This is a genomic window from Ensifer sp. Root1252 (assembly GCF_001425885.1).
Taxonomy (GTDB): Bacteria; Pseudomonadota; Alphaproteobacteria; order Rhizobiales; family Rhizobiaceae; genus Ensifer; species Ensifer canadensis.
The window spans coordinates 118,079-134,718 of record NZ_LMDT01000059.1; the positions used below are offsets into that span (position 1 = coordinate 118,079).

General features: G+C 62.0%; 12 protein-coding genes. 9 read left to right on the forward strand and 3 right to left on the reverse strand.

Features of this window, described 5'->3' with window-relative positions; translation table 11 throughout:
- Window positions 1-19: 19 nt before the first annotated feature.
- Window positions 20-1,198 carry a glycosyltransferase gene (locus tag ASD02_RS36275; protein ID WP_082555728.1) on the reverse strand — a complete coding sequence of 393 codons (1,179 nt, stop codon included), beginning with the start codon at window positions 1,196-1,198 and terminating at the stop codon, window positions 20-22.
- Window positions 1,199-1,528: 330 nt separating this feature from the next.
- Between ASD02_RS36275 and ASD02_RS36280 the strand changes: the two genes are divergently transcribed.
- The 7 genes from ASD02_RS36280 (at window position 1,529) to ASD02_RS36310 (ending at window position 11,122) form a co-directional block, all read left to right on the forward strand.
- Window positions 1,529-2,854 (forward strand): polysaccharide biosynthesis/export family protein, encoded by a 1,326-nt coding sequence (locus ASD02_RS36280; RefSeq protein ID WP_082555729.1) that lies wholly within the window; start codon window positions 1,529-1,531, stop codon window positions 2,852-2,854.
- A 46-nt stretch (window positions 2,855-2,900) separates the two neighbouring features.
- Window positions 2,901-5,174, forward strand: coding sequence for an exopolysaccharide transport family protein (locus ASD02_RS36285; RefSeq protein ID WP_057213022.1), 2,274 nt, complete (start codon window positions 2,901-2,903; stop codon window positions 5,172-5,174).
- Between the two features lie 92 nt (window positions 5,175-5,266).
- On the forward strand, window positions 5,267-6,091 hold the full coding sequence (locus tag ASD02_RS36290; RefSeq protein ID WP_244494350.1) for a glycosyltransferase: 825 nt from the start codon (window positions 5,267-5,269) through the stop codon (window positions 6,089-6,091).
- 4 nt (window positions 6,092-6,095) lie between these two features.
- Window positions 6,096-7,385, forward strand: coding sequence for a glycosyltransferase family 4 protein (locus ASD02_RS36295; protein WP_082555730.1), 1,290 nt, complete (start codon window positions 6,096-6,098; stop codon window positions 7,383-7,385).
- Window positions 7,386-7,614: 229 nt separating this feature from the next.
- Window positions 7,615-8,292 carry a sugar transferase gene (locus ASD02_RS36300; RefSeq protein ID WP_057213020.1) on the forward strand — a complete coding sequence of 226 codons (678 nt, stop codon included), beginning with the start codon at window positions 7,615-7,617 and terminating at the stop codon, window positions 8,290-8,292.
- A 441-nt stretch (window positions 8,293-8,733) separates the two neighbouring features.
- Window positions 8,734-10,254: an oligosaccharide flippase family protein gene (locus ASD02_RS36305; protein ID WP_244494346.1), complete on the forward strand. Its 1,521-nt coding sequence runs from the start codon at window positions 8,734-8,736 to the stop codon at window positions 10,252-10,254.
- A 46-nt stretch (window positions 10,255-10,300) separates the two neighbouring features.
- Window positions 10,301-11,122, forward strand: a complete 822-nt coding sequence (locus ASD02_RS36310; protein WP_244494347.1) for a methyltransferase, TIGR04325 family — start codon at window positions 10,301-10,303, stop codon at window positions 11,120-11,122.
- Window positions 11,123-11,154: 32 nt separating this feature from the next.
- On the opposite strand, the gene ASD02_RS36315 is transcribed toward ASD02_RS36310, so the two are convergent.
- Window positions 11,155-12,879 (reverse strand): GMC family oxidoreductase, encoded by a 1,725-nt coding sequence (locus ASD02_RS36315; protein WP_057213016.1) that lies wholly within the window; start codon window positions 12,877-12,879, stop codon window positions 11,155-11,157.
- Between the two features lie 273 nt (window positions 12,880-13,152).
- Here ASD02_RS36315 and ASD02_RS36320 point away from each other — a divergent pair, with 273 nt between their 5' ends.
- Both ASD02_RS36320 and ASD02_RS36325 read left to right on the forward strand, forming a co-directional pair.
- Entirely contained in the window at window positions 13,153-14,334 is a 1,182-nt protein-coding gene (locus tag ASD02_RS36320) for a DegT/DnrJ/EryC1/StrS family aminotransferase (RefSeq protein ID WP_057213014.1), read from the forward strand.
- Complete coding sequence (locus ASD02_RS36325) at window positions 14,324-15,124, forward strand: 4'-phosphopantetheinyl transferase superfamily protein (RefSeq protein WP_063978329.1); 801 nt, start codon at window positions 14,324-14,326, stop codon at window positions 15,122-15,124. Before ASD02_RS36320 ends, ASD02_RS36325 begins: the two co-directional genes overlap by 11 nt.
- Here ASD02_RS36325 and ASD02_RS36330 read toward each other — a convergent pair.
- Complete coding sequence (locus ASD02_RS36330) at window positions 15,045-16,631, reverse strand: hypothetical protein (RefSeq protein WP_057220182.1); 1,587 nt, start codon at window positions 16,629-16,631, stop codon at window positions 15,045-15,047. The two genes, ASD02_RS36325 and ASD02_RS36330, sit on opposite strands and share 80 nt — an antisense overlap.
- Between the last annotated feature and the right edge of the window lie 9 nt (window positions 16,632-16,640).

A 16,640-nucleotide genomic window follows, 5' to 3' on the forward strand; every position in this document is an offset into this window, starting at 1 on the left:
GTTTGAACATCGACCGCCCTCAATGCAGCGGCGTCGCGCTTTCCGCGTCGCGCATTTGAAACCCGCCGATCGCCAGTTTTCCGTCGCCGAACGGCAGCGCGCGGCGCTGACGAAGCTCGTCATCGATCACCGCCTGCATGCCGGACTTGAATTTCCTGACGCTGAACTGGGCAGTGTGTGTCCTGATGACGTCGGGCCGGAAGGTATCTTCGCGCGCCTCGAAAGCGTAGATCGCCTTGATCAGCGCGTCGACACTCTGCTGCTCGAAAAGCATGCCCGTCAGATTGGGCACGACGGTTTCAAGCGCCCCCCCGGCGCCAAAGGCGATGACCGGACGGCCGCTCGCCATGGCCTCGACAGGCACGATGCCGAAGTCTTCCTCTCCGGGAAAGACAAGAGCGCGGCAGCGCGAGAGCTTTTCCTTCAGCACTGCAAAAGGCGCGCGCCCGAGGAAGGTGACGGTGGGACCGGCCATGCGCTTCAGCCTGACGATGTCCTGTTCCTTGCCGTCGCCGATCACGACCAGGTTCTTGCCCATCTTCGTGAACGCCTCGACCGCGAGATCGATTCGCTTGTAGGGGACGATCTGCCCCGCACAAAGATAGAAATCCTCGATCTGCGTCGAGGGTGCGAAGTCCTCTGTGCTCACAGGCGGATAGACGACCGTGGCCGGACGTCGGTAGTATTTGCCGATGCGTGCCGCAACATGATGGGAATTGGCGACAAACCGATCCACCCGCATGCTGGTATTGACGTCCCAACTGCGCAGCATCGGCGCCAGCACCGGCATCATCATCCGTGACAACAGGCCCGCGCTCGACCGATAGGCATGGTAGTGATCCCAGAGATAGCGCATGGGAGAATGGCAGTAGCAGATGTGTGCTGCATGTGGCGGCGGGATGATCCCCTTCGCCGGCCCCGACTCACTCGAAATGATCAGGTCGTAGCCGCTGAGATCGAGGCTCTCGAGCGCAAAAGGCATCAGTGGCAGCAGCGACTGATAGTGCCCGATCGCTCCCGGAATGCGCTGTAGGAATGACGAGGTGACCTTGTGCTTCTTGATCTTGTCGGACACGCGGCCCGGATCATAAACCAGGGTGAAGATGTCGGCCTCGGGATAGAGGTCGCAAAGCGATTCAATCACCTTCTCCCCGCCGCGCATCGATACCAGCCAATAATGAACGATTGCGACGCGCATAGTGCTCCCCTCTGAAACGATCCTGCCGCAGCATGGGACACACAAGGTGCGCGTGCACAGAGCCAAGATCGGTCCGGGGGTGCATCCGAAGGAACGATCGTCATACCCGAAAGGTTTAGCGGCCGGTGGCGGACGACCCGGGTTTAGCCATAGGCCGAGGCAATCCTATCCGATGGTGCCGCCAGTTTAGGGATATTCCCCTAAAGGGATTACCCACGATTAGACCGCAGGGAATTTACCTCGAACGTTTTGGGCCGACAATCAATCCGACGCGCCACACCAAGCCGAGCTGTCCGGTACCGTGGCGCGCTGGAACATCAGCGAGGCCCCATGCCCCATGCCGATCACCGTATTCTGCATCGCCTGTCGTCGCTTGGCCGTGTCTCGACCCTGTACCTGGCGATCGGCCTGAGCACTCTTGCTCCCATCCATCAGGCCCATGCCGAGCCCGTGTTCCGTTTGCAACCCCAGACAAGGGTCAAGGTCGCGATCGTCGAATGGGTCGCGGCGACCGGGGAATACAAGGAATGGACCGCGCTCAACGGAGAATATGTCGTATCCCCCGCTGGCACGATCTCGGTTCCGCTGGTCGGCGAAGTGAAGGCCAAGGATCGGACACCCGCAGAACTGGCGGCCACGATCGCCGACCTCCTGAAGGAGCGCACCGGCCTCAGCAAGGCGCCGGAGACATCCGTCGAAGTTGTCCGCTACCCGATGATCTATGTCACGGGTCTGGTGGACCGGCCGAGCGAGCTGGAATTCCGCCCGGGCATGACTGTGATGCAGGCGGTGGCCATGGCGGGCGGGCGCGAACGCCGTACGAACCCTGCCGGCGGCTACTCCGACATGGAGCAGATCCGCTACACCGGCGAGTTGAACCGGATGGAACTTGAGATGATGCAACTCGCCGCCCGTCGGGCGCGGCTGAGGGCCGAGTTCACCGACGGCCCCAAGATCGAGTTTCCCCAGGCGCTCAAGGCCGCCGATAGCGCCGCCATCCAGCAGATCGTACGCGACGAGAGCACGCTCTTCGATGCCCGGATCGAAGCCATGCGCCGCCAGCTCGATTCCCTTGCCGAGCTCGGCACGCTGCTCAAGAACGAAATCGATGTGCTCGATGAAAAAACGGCCGTCCAGCAGCGTCAGATCGAGATCGCGCAGGACGAGCTCAAAGGCATATCGAAGCTGGTGAACGACCAGACGGTGACGAAGTCGCGGCAGACGTCGCTCGAGCGGATCGTCGCAGAACTGCAAAGCGACAAGCTCGACCTCCAGGTGGCCGCCATGCGCGCCAAGCAGAAACTCAGCGAAACCGAACGCGATGCCGTGACCTTGCAGGGTCAGCGCCGAACCGAAGCCGGCCGCGACCTGCAGACGACGGAAGCCGCGATCGAAGATCTGAAGCTCAAGCGCAGCACGACGCTGCAACTGCTGCAGATCAACGGCGCTTCGCTTTCCCGTTTCGCCGACAGGAAGGCAATGGACCTGGAGCCGCTGGAGTACTGGATAACACACGGCGGCGGCACCGACCCGGCCGTGAGAGTTACGGAAGCAACATTGCTGGTTCCGGGCGACGTGCTCGACGTGCGCTCGGCGCTGACGGCAGCGCTGGATAACAAGCTTCTGACATCGGTGGGCATCGAGCAGTCCCAATAGCAACGACAGATCAACTGTGGCGCAGCGTATTTCATGGGGAACACCAATGGTCGTGCATGACATCTCAAAAATCGTGCTGGATGAGAACTTCGAGGCCAAGCGTTCATCTGGCCAGGAGAGCATATCCTTCCGCGATGTTTCCGACTTCCTGCGGCGGCACCTCATTCGCATCGGGATCTGTGGCGTGATCGGGCTGGCGCTCGGCGCATTCTACATACTCAACACGGCACCGACCTTTACCGCGACCGTCCGCCTGGTGATCGATCCCGAGCAGGGTCGCATCGCCTCACAGGATGCCTCGACCGGAACGATCATCATCGAAGCAGCCGAAATCGCCAGCGAAGTCGAAATCGTCAAATCCGAGGCGATTGCCCGCGCCGTGATCGAACAACTCGACTTGACCAATGATCCGGAAATTGTCGGCGGCGGCGTCTCGATCCGCGGCATGATCGGCTCGCTGCTCTCGTCGGGGGCCAAGAATTCCGACGATGATAAGGTCGACGACGAGTATCTGATGCGGCGCACGATGGCCGCCTTTCTCTCGCGCGTAACCGTGCGGCGCGTCGGCCAATCCTACGTGCTTGAGATCGGCTACTCTTCCACGGACCCGCGAAAGGCGGCCAAGACCGCCAACGCCATTGCTGGAGCCTATATCCGCACGGGCATGAACGAGAGATCGGACGCCGCGAGAAGCGGCGCCAAGTGGCTGGAAAGTCGCCTTATCGAAGTCGGCGCGCAGGCCCGCGCAGCCGCCATGACCGTGGAGGAGTTCCGCGCCAAGAACGACATCACAACGGTGGGCACCGCGTCGACGCTCGATCAGCAACAGCTTTCCGAACTCAGCAGCCAGATGCTGGCGGCACGCGCCGCGACCGCAGCGGAATCGGCCAAGCTGATGACGCTGCAACAGCTCATGTCGAAAGATACGCTGGTCGCGACCGTCAACGACAGTCTCGACAACCCGCAGATCCAGAAGCTCAACGAAGAAATGCGCCTGGCATCCGCCAAGCTCGACAATCTCAAGACCCGATACGACAGCGGAAATCCCGCCATTGTCGCCGCCGAGGCAGATATTGCGCGGCTGGATGCCTCTCTTCGCAACGAATTCCTGCGCATCGAACAGTTCTACAAGTCGAATGTGGACATCGCCAAGACCCGGGAAAAGCTGCTGGAAAGCGAGCTTGCCAGCCTTACCGCGGCGGGTGCCGGCAAAAACGTCGCCCGCGTCGAACTCTCCGAGATGGAAAGCCGCGCGACCACCTACCGCAGCATGTACGAGGGCATTCTACAGCAGCTCATCGGCGCTTTGCAAAAGCAATCCTTCCCCCTCGGCAAGGCACGCATCGTGACGGCGGCAACGGCGCCGCTGGGCAAGACCTGGCCGAAACCTTCGACGATCATGCCGTTTTCGCTGATGTTCGGATTGGCAACCGGGTTGATGCTGTCGGTGCTGCGCGACGGTCTCGACCGGCGCGTCAGCTCCAGCGAGCGCCTTCGCGCCGAGCTCGGGATAACGTCGCTCGGCCACGTGCCGATGTTCAGAAGCAGCCCACGTCCCCATCAGCCTCCGATCGCCTCCACCATGCTGCCGCTTAGATCGGTCCTGGACATGCCCTATTCGCGCTTCTCCGAGGCCCTGCGCGGCGTCAAGAACTCGGTCGATTCCGCCTTCCCTGCCAATGCGACGGCGGTGATCGGCGTGACCTCGGTCGGACCCGGCGAGGGCAAGACCACGATCGCCGCCAACCTCGCCCAGCTCTACATGAACGAAGGGACCTCGGTCCTGCTCGTCGATGCGGATTTCGTCGGCTCGCGGCTCAGCCGCGTCACCACCGAGGATGGTGCGGGCTTCGGCATGGAGAGCCTGCGGATCCTGGGCATTGCCGGCCAATACTCCAGGCGCAGATCAAGCGAAGCGCCGCAGCACGTCGACGAATTCGACGGCAAGGCCGTTCGCTGCGTACCGGTTCTGACTGTCGACCAGACACGCAAGGCCGCCGTCGCGCATCAGCGCTACGGTCACCTGCCGGCGCTGAAATCGGAGCTCGAGCTACTGAGACAGCGCTACAAGGTGATCATCGTCGACATGTCGGGCTTCGAGGATTCGGCCGATACGCGTGTGATCTGTACTTACCTCGACGGCATCGTCGTGGTTCTTGGACAGTCCGACAAGATGACCGTCGAACGCTTGGGCGAAGCCTTGGCGACATTCGGCAAATCACGCGTCGCTTTGCTCGGCGTCATTTCAAACAGAAGCGACGGCCCTCGCCGTACCAACATCCGCTGGGACCGAAAACAATGGCGCAAGTTCAGAAGATGATGCCGGCAACGGGCGATCCCACCGAAGTTCGTCCGGCAACGGTTGCCATCGGCATACCGAGCTGCGGGCGAAGGGACATTCTCTCCGCCGTCCTGCCCCTGATCGCCCGACAGACCCGGCAGCCAGACGAGATTTACGTCTGTCTTTCGTCTCCGGAGGATATGGATCCGAGTTGCACGGACATGCTCGCCTGCCCTGTCACCGTGATCCTGTCCGAACGTGGTCTGTGCCGCCAACGCAACCGGATACTGGCGGCGGTGAATGCTGACATCATTCTGTTCCTTGACGACGATTTCCTGATGGCGCCGTCGTATTTGAGCGAATTGTTGGAGCTGTTCGTCGGCAAACCTGACGTCGCCATGTGCACGGGCACTGTCATCGCCGATGGCATCATCGGCCCAGGTATCGCAATCGATGATGGGCTTGAGATGATAGAGGCAGGATTGCCTTGGCCGGATCTGCCGGAGACCTTCGCACCGATTTACAGCGCTTACGGCTGCAACATGGCGGTGAGGACTGACGCCATCCGACGCGGCGGGTTACGCTTTGACGAAAATCTACCGCTCTATGGTTGGCTCGAAGACGTCGACTTTAGCCGGCTGGTTGCCAAGCATGGTCGTGTCGTTCGTTCGAGCAAACTGCTGGGCGTCCACCTCGGAACGAAGAAAGCCCGCACCTCTGGCATCAAGTTCGGCTACTCACAGATCGCCAACCCCATTTACCTCATGCGCAAGCATACAATGAGCATCCGCCACGCCACCGTCCAGATGGCGCGAAACCTGATCGCGAACTCGGTCAGGGTCTGGAACCCGGAGCCGTGGATCGATCGAAAAGGCCGCCTGCGCGGCAATGTCCGCGCTTTCCTGGATCTGCTGACCGGCCGGCTCGCGCCGCAGAACGTGGAAAGGCTCGAGTAGCGCCATGATGGTCCTGCCGCCCGACCGTGTCGTCGTCATCAACGACCGCTCCACCAGGGTCGGTGGCGCCACGAACCTCGCCATACTCTCGGCCGAGTTGCTCCAACAGCGCGGCCTATCGGTGACGTTCTTTGCCGGGGACGGCGCCCCCGTCGACCGGCCGGCCGCCGATACGATCAATCTCGACGCTGTTCCCCTCCTTGAGCGGCGGCGGAGCGACGCATTCCGGCTCGGCCTTTACGCTCCGCCCGTCTACGAGGCCCTGAGTTCGTTGATCACCAGCCGCGATACGTCATCGACGATCTACCATGTTCATGGCTGGTCGAAGATCCTGTCGCCGGCGATCTTTCGGGCACTGGCACCGGTGCGCGATCGCGTCATTCTACACGCTCACGATTACTTCCTCGCCTGCCCCAATGGCGGCTTCGTCAATTTCCAGACCCAGCGTGTCTGCGACCTCAAACCGATGTCGGGCCGTTGCCTGACGACACAATGCGACAAGCGCGGACTGCACGAGAAGGCCTGGCGCTCGGCGCGGCACATGCTGCGCGAGCATCTTTTCCCGACCAAGCGAATGGCCGCGAACATCATCGTCGTGCACGAGAAGATGCGGTCCTATTTCGAACGCGCCGGCATGAACGGCACCCGGATCGAAACAATCCGCAATCCGGTGCTTCCCTTCATCGGCCCCGGGCTCCAGCCCTGGACCAACCGCAACTTCGTGTTCGTCGGCCGGCTGGAACCCGAAAAAGGGTTCGAGGATGCAGCCAAGGCAGCGAGCCTTGCAAAGGTCCCGCTTCACTTCATCGGCGATGGCTCAGGTCGCACCATGATCGAGAAGACCTACCCCGAGGCAACCGTTCACGGATGGAAGTCGAAGGACGAGATGCGGGACATCATTCGCAGCGCACGTGCAGTCGTGGTCTCGTCGCGCGTGCCCGAACCGTTCGGGCTGGCGGCTCTCGAAGCCGTTTCGAGCGGCATACCGGTCATCCTGCCCGACGCTGCATTGCTCGCGGACGAGATTGAGGCCTTGGGATGCGGCGTCAAATTCCGCATCGCCAATGTCGAGGATCTCGCCGCCGCTATACGATCCGTCGCCGCCGATGACGCATTGGTGCAGAGGATGAGCGCGAACTGCTTCAAGGAGGCCGGCGGGCTGGCGCATTCGCCGGAAACCTGGGCGGATGAGTTAATCGACCTCTACCGTCGCGTACTGCACCATTCGGCGCGGAGCGCGATCACGACGATCGACAGCGCTGTCTGTGATCTACGCAGCGGAGATGCTCCATGAAACGGCGTCAATCGTCACCGGGAGCAACTGGGCGACAGGAGTTACGGCAACCCGGCAAAACCCGGAGGCATTCGGCTTGCTCTCGATTAGACCGCCGACCGCCTGGCGGCGCAATCCTGTCCGTCGCGTACCTCCATTGGACTAGGCCCTGCCCATCAGGGTCGATTGTAAATCAATGCGCCCGCTGGCAGCCTGTTAAGGGCGAACGGTGTTTGGAGGGGTGAGAGATATGCTGTCCGTTTCTGATGGCGCTGGACGACAAGGGCATACCGCGCGCGGAACCATCGCAGCACGGCGCGCTAGCAGATCCAAGCGTCTGATCGACGTGACCGTCTCCATCCTGGCGCTGATCTTCCTTGCGCCTGCCCTGGCGCTGATTGCAATCGCGCTCATGATTGTCGACGGACGCCCTATCCTTTTCCGACAGGCCCGTGTCGGTGCGCAGGGGGAGATGTTCGAGTGTCTCAAGTTCAGATCCATGCGCCTCGATGCGGCGGAGCGGCTTGCGGAACTGCTGGCCTCCGACCCCGCGCGAAACAGGGAGTGGATGGAGAACCGCAAACTCGTCGGCGACCCGCGTGTCCATTGGCTCGGCAAGATCCTGCGGATGACCTGTCTCGACGAACTGCCGCAGTTCTATAACGTGCTGCGTGGCGATATGAGCCTTGTCGGCCCTCGACCAATTTCACCTGAAGAAACCGAGAAATACGGTCCGAACCTGCATTACTACACGGGGCTGAAGCCCGGCATCACCGGCATGTGGCAAGTCAAAAGACGGCCGGACACGACCTATGACGAGCGCGTCCAATTCGACATCGAGTACTACCAGTCTCGGTCGATCTATCTCGACATGGTGATCATCGTAAAAACGGTGGGCGTCGTCCTCTTTGCAACAAACGAGACCTGACGGGGACGTTCACCAGATGAAAAAAATCACGGCCGCCCAAAAGACAAGGCACAGCATGACCACTAACCAGCGAATGGCCAGCGTCGTGTTCCATGCAGGCCGATTGGTCATGGCGCCCTCTTTGTCCAACGACATCCGTCTCAACATCTGCTGCGAGCTCCCCTTTCCCGCCTGCGTCGCCGCTCTTTCCCTGGCCGCAACCAGCCACGGAATTCAGGCGAACTGCGGGCGCCACCGTTCACGCCATCGCCCATTCTTCCGCACAGAACGGGCTATACCCGAATCATGGCGACAACGGACACCATACCTTAGGCCTTGCGAATTTTCAGCAAATCGGGGCAATTTCGCGAAAGTCGCTACGCAACGCTCGGCACGAGCGGTTGAGCCCGACCCGTTATCATCCTTCCGTCAGCGCCGCTTCCTCTCAGTCGTGGTGCAATGATGGCCCGCTGGATCGAGACGGCAATCCTCCCATTGCGACGGCTGCTGCCAGATTTCTCCCGCGCCTTGCGCCTGCCGCACCTGATTGGCGACGGCTTTGCCGCCCTGTGCGCCAAGGTCATCTCGCAGGCCGCCCAATTGTCGATTTTCATCGTCGCGGCACATGTTCTGGCGGCGGCCGAATTCGGCTTCTTTGCGTTCGCCTCGTCCTTCGCCATCTTCGTTCTTGTTGTCGCCGAAGGCGGATGGGGCGAATTCATCATGAAAGGCGGCGCCGATAAGACTGATATCGATCAGCTGGCGACCCTGTCGATGCTATCAGGGCTTATCGCCACGATCCTGGGCCTGTGTACCGCCGCAACCATGTTCATGCTGGGTCACGGTTGGAACGCGCTGCTGGTCGCCCTTTTCAGCTCCTGGTACCTGCCAGCATCGCTGTCGACGGTTTACGACGGCATTCTCATCTCGCATGGCCGGTTGCGCGGCCAATCTATCATTAGGATCGCGGCCGAGATCATCGGGCTGCTCGTGGCGATCGGCGGGCTTTCCTTGGGGTGGAACATTGTTGCTCTCATCTGCGGACGGTTGGCGCAACAGCTGACGATCCTGGTCGCCTCGATGATCTTGGTGCGATGGCTGCCGCGTCTGCGCTTGCGCCGCGCTTACGCCATGCAGGTGTTGGAATTCTCGCGCCATATCGTCGCCAACCGGCTTGTGGTGTTCTTTCGCTCCTACGCCGGCACGCTGGTGGTGGGCAGCTTCCTCGGCCTGGCCGAAGCGGGATACTACCGGGCAGCGGAGCGGATCGTCGCCGCATTCTCCGAGCTTATGGGTGAACCCGCCCGGATGCTTGCCTGGATCCTCTTCGGCCGCGCGGCGGGCAAGGACAAGGGCAATGTCGACCGGGCCGCGATCGGGACGACTGCCACCACCTTCATGACCGTGCTGATGGCGATCTCGACGCCGATCTATCTCGGTCTCGCGCTGATCTCGGCAGAATTGATCGACGTCGTTCTGGGTGAGAAGTGGGCACCGGCGGCGATCCTTGTTGCAATACTCGCCGCGAAACAGACGCTTCTGATCCCGGGCTACGTCACCGAGCCGCTGCTTTCGCTGAGCGGCAACATTCACAGGATGCCGCGGGCCGTCATGTTGAATGGGGCGATCTCCGTCGGCCTGGTCATTCTCCTGACCCCGTTCGGCGCGGTTGCTACGGCGCTGGGACAGTGCGTCGCCGCGGTGTTTTCGTTCAACATATCCATGCGCCTGCAATCGCGCGAGGGCGAACTTGCCTGGAACCGCGTCCTTCGCGACTGCGGCCTGGTGGCAATCGCCGTCTGCGCCATGGCCGCCGCCGTCTTTCTGTTCGGCCGGATAGCCGAAGCGTCGTCGCTGAAGCAGATGTCGACGATCGCGCTGCAGGTGGTTGCCGGTGCGGCGATTTATGTCGCAGCACTCGCCGTGCTGCAGCGATGGAGCGATGCCTTGCGGCCGCTCTTCGCGTTCGGCCGCCATGGATAAGAAGCACACAGGACAACGCAGGCGCGGCAACCAGGGGAGACGCATCGTGCTGACCAGCGATATCAGGAACACCGCCTACCCGCTTCTGCGCAGCGCAATGCGTAGCCTCAACCGCTCCCTGACCCCGCTGAAGGCGGCCGGTGGACGGCTGCGATATCTCTCGCCGTTTCCACAGCGTTTCACCGGCGCCTACGCGTCGTTCGAAGACGCAATCGCTGCCGCCCGCTCCAACGGGCTTGCCGGCTATGACCATGAGGAAATCGCGCAGGTTGCCTTCGAGAAGATGTGCGAGATCGCGCCCTGGGATTACCCGGTGCTTTTCTGGATGCGGCAGGTCATGGGCGAGATCGACGGCCTCGTCGATGCCGGCGGCCACATGGGCACCAAATACCGGGCGTTCCACGACCTTCTCTCGCTCGAAGGATCCTTCCGATGGGTTGTCTACGACTTGCCTGCGATCGTGCAGGCGGGCCGGCGCCGGGCCGAACAGGATAAGCTCGACAATCTGCATTTCGTCGATCGCATCGCCGATGCCGGCCCTGTGCCGTTGTTCCTCGGCTCGGGATTGCTGCAATATCTCGATGTCCAGCTGTCAGACCTTCTGGGACGGATGCCCACCCTGCCCCGCCACCTCCTGCTCAACAAGGTGGCGCTGAGAAAAGGCGGCGCCGTTGTAACGCTGGAGCGCATCGGCACGGCCATCGTGCCTTACCAGATGCGGAACGAAGAGGTGTTCCGCAGTGACATCGAGAGACTCGGCTACCGCCTCGTCGACCGCTGGTCCATCCCGTCGCTCTCACATGTGATCGAAACACATCCCGAGCTGGGGCCGAGCGAAAGCGCCGGTTTCTATTTCCGCCTGCAATGACGACCAAGGGCCCATAGGCGAAGGGATAGGCATCAAATTCCCGGTACGGCGACCGTTTCCTCCGCAACCGCACGAGACGTCGCCGTCGCTGCCGGGCGTCTTTCCAGCCGCATCTTCAGATGATCGGCAAGACGCATCGCCAGGCCAAGCGTCATCAAGGTCGGATTGGCGTGGCCGGGCGTCGGAAAGATCGAGCTGCCGGCGACAAAGAGCCCGTCCACTCCATGCACCATGGAATTCGCATCGACTACACTGGTGGCCGGATCGCTCCCCATGCGCGTCGTGCAGGACGGATGCGCCATGTCGGTGAACGCAGCCTTGCCATCGTCATTCTCGGCTATCCAGTCGACCAGGCGCGGCTGTGGAAGGCCATTGCGCACGAATTCGGAGACCAGTGCCCGTGCAAGCCGCTTGACGCTCTGCACCTCCGTGGAGCCGATTTTCCAAGCGACACACGGCATCGGTACGCCGAACCGGTCCCGCTGATCAGACAGGGTGACGCGGCTCTCCGCGTCGAGCTTCTGCTCGACCATGACATCGAAGCGTAGCTCGTCGGACCGGTGCATCATTCCCCGCTTTTGCACCTTCCGGCGGAAGGTACCTGCTGCCAGGAAGGCAGGCGACCGCGCGACAACAGCAAGATCGCTCGCAAGTCGCGTGCGGTCGCCCCGCATCAGTCGCTTCAGCGCCGCCCATGGATCACGAGCCGAATGGATCTGCACAGGGTAGGCCGCGCAGTTGACCAGCTCTTCGCGCCTCTGGACGTCCGGGCTGAGGCGCAGACCATGGAGATAGAACCGGGTCGCGCCTTGATCCCACAGGCCGTAGAAGTTGAAGTGCCGTGCCACGGCGTCAATATCCTGCCGGTCGAAGCGGAGGAGCGACGAGCGCGGGTGATCGGCGAGGTAGCGCCCGACGACACCTCTGCCGTTGCCGACACCGCCCGGCATCACCGATGTCGAAGCCAGCAGCAGGCGGGCGTTCTCGATGCCGCCCGTACACAGAACGACAGTCTCCGGCCGCACACTTGCGAAAGCTCCGTCAAGGCTCTGTAGATCGAGCGACGCGACACGCCTGCCGCCCTGATCGAGATGGATCGCCGTGACGGTGGCATGCGTCAGGATGTCGATGTTCGGCGTCACCAGCTCGGCAGCCACATTGGCAAACCGCATGGGTTCGCCGCGCCGATCGCGTTCGTGACTGAACTGCCAGAAGAAGGGACGAAGCAGATCGCGGTCAAAGCCGAGTTCGTCCGGCGGCGCATGGAGCCGACCAAAGAGTCTCTCGTCATAGAGATTGGGTCCGAGATTGAGCAGGAGCGCCGCGCGATCGAGTACCGGCCCGAGGCTTTCGCGCGTCATCGGCCAACCGGACACCGGCAGCCAGGGCCGTCGCTCGAGGTCGATTTCGTCGAAGCTTGCGCATTTGCCGATCCATGTATGCGTACTGCCACCGAGCACCCGGTTGCGCAGCTCGAAGGGGGGTATGTCATTCAACCATTCGAGGCTGCCGTTGTAACCCCGGCCAAGGCTTTCGACGCCGTCTCGGACAACGGGCTCGCCGACATTCACGACGGCATTCAGCGTCTGCTGGGCGGCCTCGAAGTCGGCGCCGCCGCTTTCGATGATCAGCACTCGGCAGCGGCTGGTGGCCAGTTCCCGGGCTATCGTCAACCCGACGGGACCGCCGCCAATGATCGCCACATCCGGGCGAAACTCAGTGCCAGAGGGGGCTGATCGGAGGTCACGGATCGGCATGAAAAGAACTCCCGCTTACTACACCGGTCGTAGCACCAGCGCCATCGCGCCGAAATCTCCCAATATGCATAGGGGAGTAGGGCATCTACTGATTTCGGCTAGCTGGAGCCTGCACACTTTGTTCAGGCGCTGGCCGGAAGTCCATTTTGAAACGATGTCGCGACGCGACTAGGCTTGATTTTTGGGGCCGGTACCCTGCAGGCGATTTGTCCTTATCCCTGGACGCCGATGGTCGGCGAGTGCGGCGAGCCGGCAAGGAGCGGAGATGATGGTATGGCGCGTGTAGGTATCAGAGAATGGCTGGCACTTGGCCCCGTGTTTGCCTCGGGCAAGCTGGCCCGCTTCAGCAGCGACGGCAGCGGGCCACTCACACGTTTCGAAGCGGATTTCGCGGCCAAATTCGGTACAGGCCATGTGCTGACCGTCAGCAGCGGCACGGGCGCATTGATCGCGGCTCTGGCCGCCGCCGGCATCGGTCCGGGCGACGAGGTGCTTGTGCCCGCCTATACCTGGATCGCCACTGCCGGTGCAGCACTGGCCGTCGGTGCCATCCCCATCATTGTCGATATCGACGAGACCTTGACGATGGACCCGGCAGATATCCTGCGAAAGATTACGCCCTATACGCGCGCCATCGTTCCCGTGCACATGGCCAACATGGTGTGCGACATGGACAGTATCATGCAGATCGCCCGCCAGCACGGGCTCGTCGTCATCGAGGATGCGTGTCAGGCCGTAGGGTTGACCTACAAGGGGGTGCGGGTGGGCACTATCGGCGATGCCGGCGCCTTCAGCTTCAACCAGTTCAAGAACATCAATATTGGCGAAGGCGGGGCCGTGGTCACCAACGACGACCGGCTTTTTGCCAGGGCGCGCATGTATCACGACATCGGCGCGCTCTTTCGCGGCCACCTCGACAATGCAAATGAGCCGCCCATGCTCGGCATCAATCTGAAGGCCAGCCAGATCCAGGGCGCCATGCTGAACGTGCAGTTGAAGAAGCTGGATCCAATGATCCGCCGCTTGCGCCGTCGCTACGATGCGATCGCAGAGATCCTGTCGGCCAGCGACGCCATGCGCATCGGCCCGCACAACGACCGCGACCATGCCGCCGGCCTGCACGTCATCTTCGACACGGCCGAAGAGGCGCGGGCGTTCGCCGCTGAAAACAAGCGCGGGGTCTACCGGCTCTATGATTCCAGCCGGCACGTCTACAGCAACTGGCTGCCGGTACTGGAACAGCGCACGGCAAATCCGAAGATGAACCCCTACGCCTGGGGATCCCGCAAGATCGAGTACACGCCGGATATGTGCCCGCGGTCGCTCGACATCCTCAAAAGGACATGCCGCATCGGGCTCGGCGAGAACTATCCCTTGCCGCTCATGACCTATTTCGCCCGACGCATGCTGCGCCATCGACCCGCTTCGAAGGGGAGCCTCGTCTATGCGACCTAGCCTGGACCGGATCGGTCCCAACTTCATCGACATCTGGCGCTGGAACCTTGACCCGGCCGCGTGCGAAATTGACCGCCTGTTCCCAATGCTGAGCGGCGAGGAAAAGGCGCGAGCCTCACGTTTGGTCTATCAGGACCATCGCCAACGCTTCATAGCCGGCCGCGCCGGCTTGCGCCTCGTGCTCGGCCACTACCTCCACCTGCCGCCGCACCGCATCGGTCTGACCTACAACGTCTTCGGCAAGCCGCGCATCGCCGGCGCGTCGGAGTTGCTGCATTTCAATCTCAGCCACAGCGCAGATGTGGCGATGCTGGCGGTTTCCGACCATTATCCCGTTGGCATCGACATCGAAGCGATCAAGCCGCTGAAAGAGGATATTGCCGGACATTTCTTTTCGAAGCGCGAGTGCGCGGCTCTCGGGGCGTTTGCCGGCGACGACTATCTCAACGCGTTCTATCGCTGCTGGACGCGCAAGGAGGCTTTCGTGAAGGCTCATGGCGCCGGGCTGTCGCTGCCGCTGGACTCATTCGACGTCACCGTCGACGCAGCCTCCCGTCCAAGGCTCGAATCCCTTGATGGTGACAGAGATGCGCCGCTGAACTGGAGCCTCTTCGACCTCGCGAGCCCGCCTGGTTTCGCCGGCACCCTGGCAGCGCTCACCCTCGGCAATGCCGTCCATCTTCGCTATAGCGATCACGATGTCCTGGCGCTCAAAGCGTCAGTCGCGCATCCAGCACATACCGATCCCCGGCAGCGTCAAAATGGTGGCAGCCGAGCAATCCCGGTTTGAAATCGGGCTTGATGGTTCTGATGCACCGCTCCCGGTAGTTCTCCAGGTCCAATTGCTCGATTTCCATGATGTTCAGCCCATAGCCGTAAATGCCATGGGCATTGTGCTGCGATGGGCGGAAGACACGGCCCTCGCGCGCAAAGATCCGGCCAGCGTTGCGGGCAAACGTGCTGCCGAGCACCACCGGATTGCGCTTGTGCGGCGTGATGCGCGCCAGCCCCGGCCCATCGACTTCAAAGATGTGAAGCTCGCTGCAGTGATCCTCATAGGCGTGGAACTCGGAGAGGTTCGTAAACAGCCACCACCGCCCGTCATGGCGCGTCAGCACGCTGTCGGCGGCAGACATGCCATTGAGCGCGGTCGCATGCAGCTCCCACTTCAGCGGAAACTCAACGCAGCGCCAGATCTCGATGCGCCTGGATTGATGCGTCTCTGGCATCATGAAGATGTCGTCGCCGTCGCGGAAGACGAACGGGTAGGACAGGTGGTAGTCGCAGTTCAGCGCGACACCCACCGGCTCAAGCCGATCGCCATCAAAGCGGCCGACCGCGATATGCGCCTTGCGGTCGCCATCGGCATAGGCCTCGTAGAACAGGTAGCACTCGCCTTCATGCTGAAGCAGAAACGGATCCGCCTTGATGTCCGTCGACGTCGGTGGGATTTCGACCGAAATACCCGGCTCGAAATCGTCGATGCGGCCGCTGCCGGTAAAGAGCGTCCAGACGGCCGAGCCCGTGCCGGCCTTGTGCTGCACGGCCTTTTTCGCGCGCGCGACGAGCTGGCCGCTGAGGATGCCGAGATACCGGCCCAACTCGTCAATCGACGGCGGCGCGGATTGCCGGCGCGCCGGCAGAGGCGTGGTGATAAGCTCCCCGGTATCGGCCAGTCGCGAGAGTTCGCGCAGCAGCAGGGAGGCGGCGCGCTCCTTGACGAAGTTGATGTTCCTGACCGCGCTGAACTTGATGTTGAAGGAGGACGAGGCGATGGCAACCGACGAAGCGGAAACGCCGAGCCGAACGTAGAGCGAAAGGTCCACGGCCGGCGCGCCGCTGGCCACTTCGAGATAGCTGAACCATTCGCCCGCCCCCGACTTCTGATCGGAAAAGGAGAGCGCCCATTCGCCATAGGGCAGCTCGCGCACGGCGTCGTCGGGCAGGCCGCTCGGCGTCATGCGGATCACCAGATCGAGACCGAGCTCTGCCACCTGCGCCTGGACGGCCCCAGGCTGCGCCGATGCCAATGGCACGATGCGCTGTTTGTGCGCATCGAAGTTGCACGGGTTATATGCAGCCTGGCGGCCGAACGCTGCCTGCTCGAGCCGATGAGCGAGCTTGAAAAAGACGGAGCTCCTACCGACCCCATAGGGTGCCGGATGAACGAGCAAGGCGGTCAGGGCGTATCGCGGATCGGCCACGATTCGATCAAAGACCATCAGTTGCCAATTCTCGAAATGCTCGTCCTGTTCGACCAGGACGCCGATGCGCAATGGTAGGCTTGTGACACGCATGGATGTTGC